Here is a 14,788-nt window from a genome sequence, read left to right as displayed (position 1 = left end):
CCTTCGAGGCTCCTTATAGTCGCACCTCAGGATGAGGTCGCGACAGGGATAGGGCAGGTCGTCGCGGCTAGATTTTCGCAAGTCAAACAGGCTCCAAGACGATGAACCTTTCGGCCCCGTTCATCCGCCGGCCCGTCGCCACGATCCTGCTGTCGATCGCGCTGACGCTGTCGGGGCTGTTCGCCTACCGCTTCCTGCCGGTGGCGGCCCTGCCGACCGTGGATTTCCCGACCATCTCGGTCACCGCGCAGCTGCCCGGCGCCTCGCCGGAATCGATGGCCGCCTCCGTGGCGACGCCGCTGATCAAGGAATTCTCCACCATCCCGTCGATCGCCACGATCTCGGCGACGAACTACCAGGGCTTCACCTCGATCACCGTCGAGTTCGAGCTGTCGCGCAACATCGACCAGGCCGCCGCCGACGTGCAGGCGGCGATCACCCGGACCCTGCGCCGTCTGCCGGTCGAGCTGACGATCCCGCCGAGCTTCCGCAAGCTCAACCCCGCCGACGCGCCGGTGATTCTCCTCGCCCTGTCGAGCGAGACGACGCCGCTGCCGACGCTCGACGCCTTCGCCCAGACGGTGATCTCGCCGTCCCTGTCCACCATCACCGGCGTCGGCCAGGTGCTGGTCTATGGCAGCCAGAAATTCGCCGTCCGGGTCCAGCTCGATCCCAACGTGCTCGCCGCCCGCGGCATCGGCGTCGACGAGGTCCAGGCGGCGATCCAGAACGCCAACACCTCGACGCCGGTCGGCGTGGTCGAGGGCAGGGGCCAGAACCTCACCATCCAGACCAACACCCAGTTGATGAACGCCGACGGTTTTCGCGACGTGATCGTGGCGGTCCGCAACGGCCGGCCGGTGCGCCTCGGCGAGGTCGCCCGCGTCATCGATTCGGTCGAGAACAACCGCATCGCCTCGTGGAAGGACGGCACCCGCGGCCTGGTGCTCGCCGTGCAGCGCCAGCCCGACGCCAACACCGTCGAGGTGGTGGATCGCGTGCGCGCCATGCTGCCGAAGTTCCAGGAGCAGCTCGGCGGCAGCGGCACCATCGACGTCGTCAATGACCGCTCGCTCTCGATCCGCGAAGCGGTCCACGACGTGCAGTTCACGCTGGTGCTGACCATCGTGCTCGTGGTCGCGGTGATCTACCTGTTCCTCGGGCGCCTCGCCGCGACGCTGATCCCGTCTGTGGCGGTGCCGATCTCGATCATCGCCACCTTCGGGGCGATGTACGTCCTCGGCTACTCGATCGACAACATCTCGCTCTTGGGCCTCACCCTCGCCGTCGGCCTCGTCGTCGACGACGCGATCGTGATGCTGGAGAACATCGTCCGGCACGTCGAGGAGGGGATGAAGCCGTTCGAGGCGGCGCTCAAAGGGGCGGGCGAGATCGGCTTCACCATCCTGTCGATCACCATCTCCCTCGTCGCGGTGTTCATTCCCGTGCTGCTGATGGGCGGCGTGGTCGGGCGGATCTTCAACGAATTCGCCATCGTGGTGACGATCGCCATCGTCGCCTCGGCGGTCATTTCCCTGACGCTCACCCCGATGCTCGCCGCCCGCCTGCCGGCCGATGCCGCCGGGCACGGCCAGAAGAAGAACCTGTTCGAGCGCGGCTTCGCGCGCATCCAAGGGTCTTACGAGCGCGGCGTCGATCTCTGCCTGCGCTGGCCCTTCGCGGTGCTGATGGTGTTCTTCGCCTCCGTCGCGCTCACCGCCTGGATGTTCATCGTGATCCCGAAGGGGTTCTTTCCCTCGGAGGATATCGGCCAGCTCCAGATCGCCACGGAGGCCGGCCAGGACGTGTCCTTCGACGCGATGAGCGCGCTCCAGCACGAGGCCGAGGTGATCCTCGCCCGCCACCCGGCGGTGGCCCACGTGGTGAGCCGGGCGGGCTCGAACGGCTTCTCCGGCACCCTCAACCAGGGCTCGTTCTTCGTCGAATTGAAGGACCGCGACCGGCGCCCGCCGCTCTCCCGCACCATCACCGAATTGCGCCGGGATCTCGCGACGGTGCCGGGCCTGACCTCGTTCATCACGCCGGTGCAGAACCTGCGGCTCGGCGGGCGCCAGTCGAAGAGCCAGTACCAGTACGTCGTCCAGGGCCTCGATCGGCCGGGGCTCGAGCGCTGGTCCGAGCGCCTGACCGAGGCTTTGGCCAAGGATCGCGCCACCTTTACCGGCGTCACCAGCGACCTCCAGAACGCGGCGCTCCAGGCCAAGGTCACGGTCGATACCGACAAGGCGCAGGCGCTCGGCATCACCTCCGACCAGATCCGCCAGACGCTCTACACGGGCTTCGGCACCCGCCAGGTCTCGACGATCTACGGCACCGCCGACAGCTACCAGGTCATCACCGAGTTCGACCCGCGCCTGAACTGGACCGCCGACCGGCTCGACGACATCCGCCTGCGCTCATCCAGCGGCAAGCTGGTACCGCTCTCGGCGGTGGCGAGCGTCACCCGCGTCCCGGGCCCGCTCTCGATCAACCAGCTCGGCCTCCTGCCGGCGGTGACGATCTCGTTCGACCTCGCCCCGGGCGTGGCCTTGGGCCAGGCGGTCAACCGCATCGCGGCGATCAAGGATGGGCTCGGGGTGCCCGGCACCATCACAACGACCTTCGCGGGTACCGCCCAGGTGTTCCAGGACGCGCTGGCGAACCAGGGCCTGCTGCTGGCGGCCGCCGTCATCACCATCTACCTCGTGCTCGGCATCCTCTACGAGAGCTTCATCCACCCGCTCACCATCCTCACCGGCCTGCCGGCGGCGGCGATCGGCGCGCTCGGCGCGCTCCAGCTCTACGGGATGGACCTCTCGGTGATCGCGATCATCGGCGTCCTGATGCTGATCGGCATCGTGAAGAAGAACGCCATCATGATGATCGACGTCGCCCTGGTGCTGCAACGCGAGCAGGGCTGGAGCCCGGCGGCGGCGATCCGCGAGGCCTGCTCCTTACGCTTCCGCCCGATCATGATGACGACCGCGGCCGCCGTGATGGGCACCCTGCCGATCGCCATCGGCCACGGGGCGAGCGCCGAGCTGCGCCAGCCGCTGGGCGTCGCGGTGGTGGGCGGGCTCTTGGTGTCGCAGCTCCTCACCCTGTTCATCACGCCGGTGCTCTACCTCTACATGGACCGGCTCGGGACGGGAGCGACCCGCCTCGTCCTGTCGCTACGCCGCGGCCGCCGTTCTGGGGGCAGGCCGGAGGGAGAAGCGGGCCGGCATCAGCCAGCGGAGTAATGTACTATTTAGGAAAGTCCTTGCGCCGAGGGTTAGTAAAGGCTGTTCGATCCGATCGACGATCGTGAAACCCTCCTCGTCATTCCGGGGCCGCGGAGCGGAGCCCGGAATCCAGACGCTCAGGTGGTCGCGGATAAAGCGGGACGCTGGCCGCTCTGTTCTGAACCAACTGCGGCTCTGGATTCCGGGCTCCGCTTCGCGCCCCGGAATGACGCGGAGGTGATGACGTATGTAGAGGCCGATCAACTTAGCTGTCACACCAGCCGCCGCGACAGTCCGGTCAGCCGCTCCATCACGGCGATGCCCCCAATCGTCGCGACGATCAGGATTCCCGACAGGGCCGCGATGGTCACGTCGAGGCGGCCTTCCAGGTCCTGCCACATCCGGATCGGCAGCATGTCGGTGGCGGCGTCGCGCAGGAACAGCGAGACCGGGATGTTGTCGAACGAGGCCATGAAAGCGAGGAAGCCGCCGGACAGGATGCCGGGCCGGATCAGCGGCAGGGTGATGCGGCGGAAGGTGTAGAGGCGCGAGGCGCCGAGGCTCGCCGAGCCTTCGAGCATGGACGGCTGGAGCTGGGTCAGGGCCGCCACGGTGTTGCGCACCACGTACGGCACGCAGACCACGGTGTGTCCCAGCACCAGCGTGAAGACCGAGACCGGCCAGCCGATGAGCGAGAAGAACATCAGGCTCGACAGGCCGAAGGCCAGGGCCGGCAGGATCAAGGGCGACAGGAAGAAGCTGTCGAGGAGGCGCGCCGACAGACGCGGCGAGCGCGCGACCGCCAAGGCCGCCAGCACCCCGAGCCCGATCGCGAGCGCGGTCGCCAGCACCGCCACCGTGAGGCTGTTCTTGAGTGCATAGTGAAGCTGCCAGGCTTCCATCAACTCGCCGTACCAGCGCCAGGAATAGCCCGGCGGCGGGAAGCGTAAGGAAAGCCCGTCGGTGAACGAGACCACCAGCACGATCACCGTGGGGGCGAGCAGCAGCACCACCGCGAGAATCGCCAGGAGGTGCAAGAGGCCTTCGAAGCTGAATTTGTCGAGGGCGCCGGAGGAGCGGGACATCGTCACTCTCACGTCTGCGCGTAGCCGCGGGCGAGGCGGCCGAGCGCGTTGAAGGCCAGCACCACGGCGAGCACCGCGACGAGGAAGATCACCGACATCGCCGCCGCGAAGGGCCAGTTCTGGAGCGCGATGGCCTGCTGGTAGATGTAGCCGGGCATGAACAGCATCTGCCCGCCGCCGATCAGCGACTGGGTGATGAACCCTGAGATCGCCGCCGCGAAGGTGAGGACCGAGCCGGCGATCAGGCCCGGCAGGCAGAGCGGTAGGGTCACACGGAAGAAGGTGCGCCAGCGCCCGGCGCCGAGGGCTTCCGAAGCATCCCACAGGCTCGGGTCGATGCGGGCGAGCGCCGTCATCAGCGGCAGCACCATGAGCGGCATCTGCACCTGGGCGAGGGCCGCGACGAGGCCCCCTTCCGCGTAGAGCATCCGCACCGGCGTCTCGACCAGCCCCAGCGAGGAGAGCAGGGAGTTGATCACCCCCTGCCGCCCGAGGATCACGATCCACGCGAAGGTGCGGATGACGACGCTGGTGAGGAGCGGCGTCAGGACCGCCAGGATGATCACGCCGCGCACCCAGCCGCCGGCCCGGGTGGCGACGAGCGCCAGCGGCAGCCCGAGCACCAGGCAGGCGGCCGTCACCTTCAGCCCGAGCCAGAGCGTGCCGAGGAGCACGCCGAGGCTGAACCCGTCGCCGAGGAAAGCCACGTATTGCGACAGGCCGTAGCCCCCGTCCGCGCCGCGGAGCGACAGGGCCAGCAGCGCGACGAGGGGCGCGGCGAAGAACGCGGTGAAGAAGACAGCGAGCGGGCTCGCCAGCCGCAAGGGGTAGGTGGTGACGTCCGGCAGAGCCACGGGGGCAATTCCTCAGAGCCTGTTTGATGTGATCGACAGTACTGACACCCTCCGCGTCATTCCGGGGCCGCGAAAGCGGAGCCCGGAATCCAGAACCTCAGATCGTTCAGAAAGAGACGGATCGCGGTTCGCTTTATCTTGTCCCATCCGCGGTTATGGATTCCGGGCTCCGCTTCGCGGCCCCGGAATGACGCGGAGGGTTCGAGATCTGGAGGAGGTGATCAAATACAGGGTTACAACTTGATCTCGCGGTTGAACCGCTCGATCCAGGCCGGGCGCTGCGCGTTGATCGTCTTCCAGTCCTGGAACACGAACTTCTTCTTCAGGTCGTCGGTGTCCTTCGCGAGAACCCGGGCGATCTCGCCGGTCATCTTGACCCTGGTGTTGGTCGGAACGACCAGGTAGGGCGCCTGCATCAGCCGGGTCTGGACCGGCTCGGAGATCGCCGCCTCGATCAGCTTGAAGGCGAGCTCGCGGTTGGGCGAGTTCTTCACGATCTGGATCAGCGTCTTGAACGCGATGGCGCCTTCCTTCGGTGCCACGAACTCCACCGGCACGCCCTTGGCCTTCAGGATCTGGATCGCGTTGAAGTTGCCGGGCGAGATGTCGACCTGGCCCTGCTGGAACAGGGTGGCGAGCGCGCCGGGATTGGCCGCCACCGCCGAGAGGTTGGGCTTGAGCTTTTCCATCGCCTTGAAGGCGGGGTCGATGTTCGATTCCGAGCCGCCATGCATCTTGGCGATCTCGACCATGAAGCCGGTGCCCAGCGTCGAGTTCATGTTGGTGATGCCGACCCGGCCCTTGTATTCGGGCCGCCACAGGTCGGCCCAGGAGGTTGGCGGGGTCTTCACCGTATCGGGATTGTAGGTCAGGCCGACGACCTGGAAGAAGGCGGCCGGGCCGTGCGGGTCCTGCGCGTCGGGGATCAGCTCCTTGAAGGCGGCGCTGCGCTCGACCGGGTAGGGCTCGACGAGATCCTGAGCCAGCGCGGTGAGCGCCGGGCCGGGATCGTGCAGCATCACGTCGATCGGCGGGTTGGCCTTGGCGGCCGAGACCTTGGCGATCTGGTCGACCGACAGCATCGGGTCGAGGACGATCGGGGCGTTGCCCGTCTCCTTGCGGAAGGCCGGCACCAGCACGGCCTTGTGCGCCTCCTCCCAGCTGCCGGTGAAGGTAGCGAAGACCAGCGGCCGCGCCTGGGCGTAGGACAGGCCGGGAAACAGCTCCATCGCGCCGAGCGACAGGGCGGTGGTCAGGAGAGTACGGCGGTCGAGCATCGAAAAGGCTCCTCGGGCAAAAGGTCAGGCGGCGGCCGGGAAGGCGGAGGCGAGGCCGGGGGCGACGGCGATGCGCACCGGCGTGCCGGGCGGGCGCAAGCCGCCCCCGCCGAGGCGCGGCTCGGCGATCTTGAGCGGGCGCCCGGCCCCGACCCGGACCTCGTGGACGACGGTGGGGCCGAGCGGCAGGGCCATCTCGACCACGCCCGCGATGCCGTCCTGCCCATCGGTGAGGCGCAGGTGCTCGGGCCGCAGGCACAATGTCACCCGGGATCCCGGCAGGATCGGCCGGGCGAGCCGTCTCGCCACGACCTCGCCCCCGGCATCCAGGGCGATGCGGGGCCCCTGGTCGTCCTGCCCGACCATCACCCCCGGCACAGCATTGGCCGAGCCGACGAAGGTGTTGACGAACAGCGATTCCGGCGCATCGTAGACGGTGGTCGGCGCCGCGAACTGCTCGAGCCGCCCGTTCGACAGGACCGCCACCCGGTCGGAGAGCGACAGGGCCTCTTCCTGGTCGTGCGTGACGAGCAGGGTCGTCACCCCGGCGACGCGCTGGAGGCGCTTCACCTCGATCTGCATGTCGAGGCGCAGGTTCTTGTCGAGGGCCGCGAACGGCTCGTCGAGGAGCAGGACCGCCGGGCGGATGGCGAGCGCGCGGGCGAGGGCGACCCGCTGCTGCTGCCCGCCGGAGAGCTGGCGTGGATAGCGGCCACCTGCATGGCCCAGCTGCACGAGGTCGAGAAGCCTCTTGGCTTCGGCCGCCTGCTCGGCCCGCGGCGCGCCGCGGGCGGCGAGCCCATAGGCGACGTTCTCGGCCACGGTCAGGTGCGGGAACAGGGCGTAGTTCTGGAACACGATGCCGACGGCGCGCCGGCTCGGCGGCAGGGCGTCGATGACCTGATCCCCGACGATCACCCGCCCCTCGGTTTGGCGCAGGAAGCCGGCGACGATGCGCAGCAACGTGGTCTTGCCGCAGCCCGACGGCCCGAGCAGCGAGACCAGCTCGCCGCCCTTGATGTCGAGATTCACGTTCTCGACCGCGACGGCCCCGCCGTAGCGGTGGGTGATGCCGTCGAGCACGACGGACCGGCCTTCGGCTTGCTGACCGTCGGATCGGGTCTGGTTGCGGAGGCCGGATGGTGTCACGGTGGCTGTTCCTGCGGCATCGATCTTGCTGCCCCAAGCGTCGCAAATCGTATGCCATTTTCGGGAAAGCCCATGACTGACCAAGACTTGATGGCGAGGGGCACCGCATGAGCACCGAGCTGTGGCGGCTCTCCGCGACCGGGCTCGGCCGGCTCTTCGCCGCGGGCCGCGCCTCGCCGGTCGACGCCCTGGAGGCGGGGCAGGCCCGCGCCGCCGCGTGGGAGCCGCACCTCAACGCGATCGCCCGGGATAATCTGCGGGCCCGGGACGAGGCCGAGGCGAGCGCCGCCCGCTGGCGCGCCGGCGCCCCGCTCTCGCCCCTCGACGGCGTGCCGATGACCGTGAAGGAATTCCTGGTCACCGAGGGGCTGCCCTCGACCTATGCCGAGCCGGGCGAGGCCGCTCCCTCGCCCCACGACGAACTGCCCGTCGCGCGGGCCCGCCGCGCCGGCCTGGTGATGCTGGCCAAGACCACGATGCCGGAATTCGCGGTGCAAGGTTACACGGCATCTGCCCGTTTCGGCGTCACCCGCAACCCGTGGAACGTCGCCCTCACCCCCGGCGGCTCGACCGGCGGCGGGGCTGCCGCGACCGCCGCCGGCTACGCGCCGATCGCGCTCGGCACCGATGGCGGCGGATCCCTGCGCCGTCCCGCCGCGCATACCGGCCTCGTCGGGCTGAAGAGCAGCCTCGGCCGGGTGCCGCGCCAGGGCGGCCTGCCCTCGCCGCTCCTCGATTTCGAGGTGGCGGGCGCGCTGACCCGCACCGTCGCCGACAGCCGTGCGGTGCTGCACCTGATGCAGGGCGCCGATCCGCGGGTGCTGTGGTCGAGCTTCGCGCCGGGTCCGGTGCCTGAGCGCCGCCTGCGCGCCCGCTACGTCGAGCGCATCGGCGACGCGCCCCTCGATCCGGTCGTCGCCGCCGCGTGCCGGCGGGCGCTCAGCCATCTCGACGCGCTCGGCGTGGAGATCCAGGAGGGGCCGCTGCCGTTCGAGATCGCCGGCCTGAACGCCCTGTGGCCCGAGATCGGCAAGATCGGCCTCGCCCGCCTGTTCGAGGCCGATCCGGCGCTGGCCGCCCGGGCGAGCGCGCCGTACCGGGCCATGGCCGAAGAGGGCAGGCGGGCTCCCGCCACCCTGCTCGCCGCTGTCCTCGAGCGGGTGCAGGCCCTGCGCAACGCCGCGAACGCCGCGTTCACGGAGATCGACCTCCTCGTCACCCCTCGGCGGCGGCGATGCCCTGGGCGGCGGATGCGGTCTATCCGGAGGTGATCGACGGGCAGCCGGTCGGTCCCCGCGGCCACGCGGTCTATTCGGGCTGGGTCAACGCCGCCGCCCTGCCGGGTCTGAGCCTGCCGGTCGATCCGGCACCGGACGGGATGCCGATCGGCCTCCACCTCGTGGCGGGTTTCGGCCGCGACGACCTGCTCCTCGACCTCGCCGAGGCGTTGGAGAGCCGCCGCCCCTTCGCCGATCGCTGGCCGGCCCTGCCCGGAACCGCCGGGGCGCGGGAGGCCGTCCGATGAGGGGGGGCGGCATCTCGGTCCATGCGGTCGACGTGGCGGAGGGCTGCCCGGCCCTCGGCCTGCGGGTCACCCTCGCGGCCCTGGAGGAGTCGGGCCCGCGCCCGGTCGCCGAGGGGGTGATCGGGAGGGACGGCACCTTCGACCATCCGGTCGTGCGCGGGGTCGGGATCTCACCCGGCATCTACGAGGCGGTGTTCCACCTCGGCGACTACTTCACCGCGCGGGGGCATCCCGGCCCGCATTTCCTCGACCGGGTGCCGTTCCGCTTCACCCTCGCCGATGCGGCGGAGCATCACCACCTGCCGCTGAAGTTCACGCGCTTCGGCTACGCCGTGTTCCGGGGGGTGTGAGCGCCCGCCCGAGCACGGGCGCGAGCTCGCCGAGCGGCATCGGCCGGCCGAGCAGGAACCCTTGCGCCCCGGTGCAGCCCGCCTCCCGCACGGCGGCGAGCTGCGCCTCGGTCTCGACGCCCTTGGCGACGACCTCCCGGCCGAGCGCCCGACCGAGGCCGATGACGGCGCTCATCAGGCCGGCGCCGTCCGGGCCGGCCGACAGGGTGCGGTCGAGCTTGATCCGCCCGAAGGGCAGGCGCTGCAGCGCGCCGAGGGAGGAGGCGCCGGCGCCGAAATCGTCGAAGGCGAGCCCGATCCCGAGGGCGGCGAGCTCCGTGAGCGGCCCGCCCGCCGCGGCGGCCGCGCCCTCGGCGATGTCGAGCTCCAGGCGGTCGGGCGGTGTCCCGGCCGCCGAGAGCGCAGCGCGGAGGGCGGAGACGAGACCGCCCTGGCGCAGCTGCGCCCCCGCGACGTTCACCACCACCCGCATCCCCGGCGGCAGCGCCCGGGCGTCGCGCAGCGCGCTGCGCAGAACCCATTCGCCCAGCGGCACGATCAGGCCGGTCTCCTCGGCGAACGGGAGAAACGCGTCGGGGGCGAGCCGGCCGCGGACCGGGTGGTTCCAGCGCAGCAGCGCCTCGACCGCCGCGACCCGGCCCCGCGCGAGATCGAAGACCGGCTGGTAATCCAGGGCGAACTCGCCGCGCTGGAGTGCGAGGCGCAGGTCGACCTCGCGGCGGTGACGCGCCTTCGCCGCCCGGTCCATGGCGGCGGCGAAGATCCGATAGGTGTTGCGCCCCTCGGATTTCGCCCGGTAGAGCGCGAGATCGGCCCGCTTGAGCAGGGTGTCGCCGTCATCCCCATGCCCGGGCGCGAAGGCGATCCCGATGCTGACCCCGACCGTCGCCTCCCGCCCGCCGAGATCCACCGGCTCGCGCAGGGAGGCGACCAGGCGCTCCGCCGTCGCGGCGGCACGGGCCGGATCGGCGTCGCCGCCGAGCAGGATCGCGAACTCGTCGCCCCCAGGCGCGCCGGCAGGTCCTCCTGCCGCAGGACGGCGCGGATCCGCCGGGCCACCTCGCGCAGGAGGGCGTCGCCCGCCGCGTGGCCGTTCGTGTCGTTGACCGCCTTGAACGCATCGAGGTCGAGGCAGAGCACGCCGCAACTCCCGCCATGGCGCCGCAAGGCGGCGAGGCGCCGGCCGAGGCTGTCGTGGAACAGAGCCCGGTTCGGCAGCCCGGTCAGGCCGTCGTGCCGGGCCATGTGGGCGAGTTGCGCGTCCGCCGCCTTGCGCGCCGTGACGTCGGTATAGGTCCGCACCGCCCCGCCGGTGGGAAGCGCCACGGTGCGGATCTCCAGCACGGTGCCGTTCGGCCGGGTGCGCTCGTAGGTGTGCGGATGGCCGGTGAGCGGCCCGTAGGCGACCTGATCGCGCAAGCCGGAGTCGCAGCCCGCGAAGTCGCCTGTCGCGATCTGGTGGCACCGCACCGCGTCGAAGGTCGGGCCCCGCGCATCAGGTCCCGCGGCAGGTCGAGAAGCGCGATCGCGCGCTCGTTGCACACCCGCACGATCCCGGCCTCGTCGACCATCATCAGGCCCTGGTCCATGTGCTCCAGGGTGGCGTCGAGGAGGGCGGTGCTGGCGCGCAGCTCGGCTTCCGCCCGGTCGCTCTCGGTCACGTCCTGCACGCTGCCGAACAGGGCCTTGGCCGCGCCGGACTCGTCCACCTCGCAGATGCCGCGGGAGACGATGGTCCGCTCCTCGCCGTCGCGCCGCACGATCCGCGCCTTGAAGTGGAAACCGGTCCGGTGCTCCCGCGCCCGCGTGACGAGGCCGGCGATCCGCTCGCGGTCCTCCGGGTGGTAGTAGGACAGGGCCTCCGCCACGTCGGAGGCGGGATCGCCCGGCGCCCGCCCGTGCATGCGGCAGACCTCGTCCGACCAGGTCGTGGCCCCGGAGACGAGATCGACGCGCCAATGGCCGATATGGGCCATCTGCTCGGCCAGGAGCAGGTTGCGGTTGGCGCTGGCCAGGGCCTCCTCGCTCGCCCGCCGGGCCGCGGCCTCCGCCTCGCTGGCCGCCCGGGCCTCGTAGTGGCGGAGCTGCGCCACAACGACCGCCGTGAGGTCGGCGAATTGCGCGGTCTCCTCGTCCGAGAGCCGGCGCGGGACGGTGTCGGCGAGGCAGAGGGTGCCGAGGGCGAGGCCGGGCCGCAGCACCAGCGGGGCGCCGGCATAGAAACGCAGGCCCGGCGCTCCCGCCACCGCCGCGACGTCGCGAAAGCGCGGGTCGCGCACCGCATCCTCGACCATCAGCGGCGCGTCGCCCAGGATGGCGCGGTGGCAGAAGGCCGCGTCCCGGGCGAGAGGCCCGAACTGGATGCCGGACGACGCCTTGCACCACAGCCGGTCGGCGTCGACCAGCGAGATCCAGGCATAGGGCACCCGGAACAGCGTGCGGGCGAGGCGGCAGACCGCGTCGAAATGAGCCTCCGGCGGCGTGTCCAGAATGCCGAGGGACTGGAGGTCGGAGAGCCGTTCGGCCTCGCGGTCGGGACGAAGATGCACCACGACGCTCCTTGCCGGCAGGTCGATGCCGGAACTCCGGGCGGGTCTCGACACAACGTCAAAGAAATTAAGCAGCCGTTAAAACGCGACCGCCGTGCCGGTCCCGCGCCACGAAACGGCCTAGGCCGGACGATGTCCACCGCCGCCGCGACCCGTGACCGTGCCCGAAGTCCTCGGCCGCCCGGCGATGAACTGGCGCTGAATGAGCGAGGACTGATCCTGCCGGATGACGCAACGATCGGCAATCATGCCGTGAGCGCCCGGCTGATCACGATGCGCTGGACGTCGCTGGTGCCCTCGTAGATCTGGCACACCCGCACATCGCGATAGATCTGCTCGACCGGGTAGTCGGCGAGGTAGCCGTAGCCGCCGTGGATCTGGATCGCGTCGGAGCAGACCGCCTCCGCCATCTCGGAGGCGAAGAGCTTGGCCATCGCCGCCTCCTTCAGGCAGGGCTGCCCGGCATCGCGCAGCCGCGCGGCGTTCAGCACCAGGAGGCGCGCGGCCTCGATCCGCGTCGCCATGTCGGCGAGCCGGAAGGCCACCGCCTGGTGCCGGTCGATTCTCTGCCCGAAGGTCTCGCGCTCGCCCGCATAGGACAGCGCCGCCTCGAAGGCGGCGCGGGCCATGCCGACGGCTTGCGCGGCGATGCCGATGCGCCCGCCCTCGAGGTTCGAGAGCGCGATCTTCAGCCCTCGCCCTCCTGGCCGAGCATCAGGTCGGGCGTCAGCTCCATGTCCTCGAACACGATCTGGGCGGTGTCCGAGCAGCGCTGGCCGAGCTTGTGCTCGATGCGCGCCACCTTGTAGCCGGGGGTCCTGGTCGGCACGATGAAGGCCGAGATGCCGCGCTTGCCCGCCTCCGGATCGGTCACCGCGAACACGATGGCGATGTCGGCATTCGCCCCCGAGGTGATGAACTGCTTGGTGCCCGAGAGCACCCAGGCATTGCCGGAGCGCCGCGCCCGGGTCTTGAGGGCGGCGGCATCCGATCCTGCCCCGGCTCCGTCAGGCAGAAGGCGCCCAGCTGCTCGCCGCGGGCGAGCGGGCCGAGGAACCGCGCCTTCTGTTCCTCGCTGCCGAATTTCAGGATCGGCATGCAGCCGACCGAATTATGCACGCTCATCACCGTCGAGACCGCGCCGTCGCCGGCCGCCACCTCCTCGATGGCGAGCGCGTAGGCGACGTGGTCGACGGCGGCACCGCCATGCTCCTCGGGCACCAGCATGCCCATGAAGCCGAGCGCGCCCATCTCGGCGATGGCCTCCCTCGGGAAACGCGCCTCCCGGTCCCACTCGGCCGAGAACGGCTTCAGTCGCTCCTGCGCGAAGCTTCGGGCGGTATCGCGGATCAGGATCTGGTCGTCGCTCAGCATCGCGCAGTTCCCCCTCGTTTCGTCCGCCTACTTCGCCTGCATCCGCAACGCCCCGTCGAGGCGGATGACCTCGCCGTTGAGCATCGGGTTGTCGATGATCGCCATCGCCAGCCTGGCATATTCCTCCGGCTTGCCCAGCCGCGATGGGAACGGCACCGCGGCGCCGAGCGAATCCTGCACCTCCTGCGGCAGGCCGCGCAGCATCGGCGTCTCGAAGATGCCGGGCGCGATGGCGCAGACCCGGATCCCGGCCGGCGCGAATTCCCGCGCCGCCGGCAGGGTCAGGCCGACGATGCCGGCCTTCGAGGACGCGTAGGCCGCCTGGCCGACCTGGCCCTCATAGGCCGCGACCGAGGCGGTCGAGATGATGACGCCGCGCTCGCCCCCTTCCAGCGGATCGAGCGCCAGGGCGCCGGCCGCCACCAGCCGCATCAGGTTGAAGCTGCCGATCAGGTTGACCTGGATCACCTTGGAATAGGCCGCGAGATCGAGCGGGCCGTTGCGGCCGACGATGCGGCCGGCGGTGGCGACGCCGGCGCAGTTGACCAGGATGCGGGCCGGGCCGTGTGCCTCCGCCGCCCGGGCCACCGCCGCCTCGGCGCTGCCTGCATCGCTCACGTCGCAGGGGAGGGCGAGGCCGCCGATCTCGCCCGCGACCTCCGCGGCGGCGCCCTCGTTGAGGTCGAGGAGCGCGACCTTCGCGCCCGCCGCCGCCAGCGCCCGGCCGGTCGCCGCGCCCAAGCCCGAACCGCCGCCCGTGACGATGGCCGCTACGCCGTTGACCTTCATGCGCGTCCTCCCCGATCCTCGTCCCCACTCGACCGGTGGGTGACGGCCCCTCGTCGCTTTGCGCCGATGCCGCATCTCCCATGACGGGGTGCCGGCCGGTCTGCTAGGCGAAGGGCTCCTTGCGGCCCATCGCTATGGGCCGGGCCGAGCATCGTCAAGGCGGCGCCTCAAGCGACAACAGCCGTCGGATCACCGCGGCATCGGGGGGGAGACAGCATGAATCCAGCCGGGCAGGGCGGGCCGCTCGCAGGGCTACGCATCGTCGAATTCGCCGGCATCGGCCCCGGCCCGTTCGCGGCGATGCTGCTCGCCGACATGGGTGCCGAGCTGGTCCGGCTCGACCGGCCAGGGGGCAGCGATCCCTATTCGAAGAACGTGGTGGCGCGCGGCCGCCCGACCGTGACGGTCGACCTGAAGGATCCGGGCGACCTCGCCAGCACTCTCGCACTTTTGGAGACGGCCGATGCCCTGATCGAGGGATTCAGGCCCGGCGTGATGGAGCGGCTCGGCCTCGGGCCGGACGTCGTGCTCGCCCGCAACCCGCGCCTCGTCTACGGCCGCATGACCGGCTGGGGCCAGGACGGCCCGCTGGCCCGATCGGCCGGGCACGAC

The 14,788-nt window shown here is 70.7% G+C and carries 10 protein-coding genes and 2 pseudogenes (1 of these 12 only partly in view); 5 read left to right on the top strand and 7 right to left on the bottom strand.

The features are described from left to right. The first annotated feature begins 101 nt into the window (after positions 1-101). Positions 102-3,242 (top strand): efflux RND transporter permease subunit, encoded by a 3,141-nt coding sequence (locus F1D61_RS06330; RefSeq protein WP_203156965.1) that lies wholly within the window; start codon positions 102-104, stop codon positions 3,240-3,242. A 254-nt stretch (positions 3,243-3,496) separates the two neighbouring features. Here the strand turns inward: F1D61_RS06330 and F1D61_RS06325 are convergent, their stop codons facing one another. The 4 genes from F1D61_RS06325 to F1D61_RS06310 all read right to left on the bottom strand — a co-directional run bounded on the left by F1D61_RS06325 (position 3,497) and on the right by F1D61_RS06310 (position 7,589). Then, entirely contained in the window at positions 3,497-4,309 is an 813-nt protein-coding gene (locus F1D61_RS06325) for an ABC transporter permease (RefSeq protein WP_203156964.1), read from the bottom strand. An 8-nt stretch (positions 4,310-4,317) separates the two neighbouring features. Continuing rightward, on the bottom strand, positions 4,318-5,163 hold the full coding sequence (locus tag F1D61_RS06320) for an ABC transporter permease (protein ID WP_246775751.1): 846 nt from the start codon (positions 5,161-5,163) through the stop codon (positions 4,318-4,320). Between the two features lie 233 nt (positions 5,164-5,396). Then, on the bottom strand, positions 5,397-6,440 hold the full coding sequence (locus F1D61_RS06315) for an ABC transporter substrate-binding protein (protein ID WP_203156963.1): 1,044 nt from the start codon (positions 6,438-6,440) through the stop codon (positions 5,397-5,399). A gap of 24 nt (positions 6,441-6,464) precedes the next feature. Next, on the bottom strand, positions 6,465-7,589 hold the full coding sequence (locus tag F1D61_RS06310; protein ID WP_203156962.1) for an ABC transporter ATP-binding protein: 1,125 nt from the start codon (positions 7,587-7,589) through the stop codon (positions 6,465-6,467). 107 nt (positions 7,590-7,696) lie between these two features. On the opposite strand from F1D61_RS06310, the gene F1D61_RS06305 reads away from it, so the two are divergent. From F1D61_RS06305 to F1D61_RS06300, 3 genes are read left to right on the top strand one after another with little or no spacing between them, the layout of a single operon-like run. After that, positions 7,697-8,860, top strand: a complete 1,164-nt coding sequence (locus F1D61_RS06305; protein WP_246775750.1) for an amidase — start codon at positions 7,697-7,699, stop codon at positions 8,858-8,860. After that, positions 8,824-9,114, top strand: a complete 291-nt coding sequence (locus F1D61_RS33970) for a hypothetical protein (protein WP_246775749.1) — start codon at positions 8,824-8,826, stop codon at positions 9,112-9,114. Before F1D61_RS06305 ends, F1D61_RS33970 begins: the two co-directional genes overlap by 37 nt. After that, positions 9,111-9,464, top strand: coding sequence for a hydroxyisourate hydrolase (locus tag F1D61_RS06300; protein WP_203156961.1), 354 nt, complete (start codon positions 9,111-9,113; stop codon positions 9,462-9,464). The genes F1D61_RS33970 and F1D61_RS06300 overlap by 4 nt, the downstream gene beginning before the upstream one ends. Here F1D61_RS06300 and F1D61_RS35285 read toward each other — a convergent pair. The 3 genes and pseudogenes from F1D61_RS35285 to F1D61_RS06280 form a co-directional block, all read right to left on the bottom strand. Then, positions 9,430-12,069, bottom strand: a pseudogene (locus F1D61_RS35285) (GAF domain-containing protein); the annotation flags it as partial. The gene F1D61_RS06300 and the pseudogene F1D61_RS35285 sit on opposite strands and share 35 nt — an antisense overlap. A 189-nt stretch (positions 12,070-12,258) precedes the next feature. Next, a pseudogene (locus F1D61_RS06285) lies at positions 12,259-13,387 on the bottom strand (acyl-CoA dehydrogenase family protein). A 27-nt stretch (positions 13,388-13,414) separates the two neighbouring features. Next, entirely contained in the window at positions 13,415-14,176 is a 762-nt protein-coding gene (locus F1D61_RS06280; protein ID WP_203156958.1) for an SDR family NAD(P)-dependent oxidoreductase, read from the bottom strand. A gap of 216 nt (positions 14,177-14,392) precedes the next feature. On the opposite strand from F1D61_RS06280, the gene F1D61_RS06275 reads away from it, so the two are divergent. Beyond that, on the top strand, positions 14,393-14,788 hold the 5' portion of the coding sequence (locus tag F1D61_RS06275) for a CaiB/BaiF CoA transferase family protein (protein WP_203156957.1). 717 nt of this gene lie beyond the right edge of the window; 396 of the gene's 1,113 nt are visible here — the first part of the coding sequence; it begins with the start codon at positions 14,393-14,395; its stop codon lies beyond the right edge, outside the window.

The sequence above is a fragment of the Methylobacterium aquaticum genome, assembly GCF_016804325.1.
GTDB classification, from domain to species: Bacteria; Pseudomonadota; Alphaproteobacteria; order Rhizobiales; family Beijerinckiaceae; genus Methylobacterium; species Methylobacterium aquaticum_C.
This window is presented reverse-complemented; position numbering and strand designations above follow the sequence as displayed.

What these genes read in the sequence shown, in the direction of transcription:
- F1D61_RS06300 (WP_203156961.1), top strand. Translation starts at nt 9,111, where the DNA reads ATGAGGGGGGGCGGCATCTCGGTCCATGCGGTCGACGTGGCGGAGGGC.
- F1D61_RS06280 (WP_203156958.1), bottom strand. Translation starts at nt 14,176, where the DNA reads ATGAAGGTCAACGGCGTAGCGGCCATCGTCACGGGCGGCGGTTCGGGC.
- F1D61_RS06325 (WP_203156964.1), bottom strand. Translation starts at nt 4,309, where the DNA reads ATGTCCCGCTCCTCCGGCGCCCTCGACAAATTCAGCTTCGAAGGCCTC.
- F1D61_RS06305 (WP_246775750.1), top strand. Translation starts at nt 7,697, where the DNA reads ATGAGCACCGAGCTGTGGCGGCTCTCCGCGACCGGGCTCGGCCGGCTC.
- F1D61_RS06330 (WP_203156965.1), top strand. Translation starts at nt 102, where the DNA reads ATGAACCTTTCGGCCCCGTTCATCCGCCGGCCCGTCGCCACGATCCTG.
- F1D61_RS06315 (WP_203156963.1), bottom strand. Translation starts at nt 6,440, where the DNA reads ATGCTCGACCGCCGTACTCTCCTGACCACCGCCCTGTCGCTCGGCGCG.
- F1D61_RS33970 (WP_246775749.1), top strand. Translation starts at nt 8,824, where the DNA reads ATGCCCTGGGCGGCGGATGCGGTCTATCCGGAGGTGATCGACGGGCAG.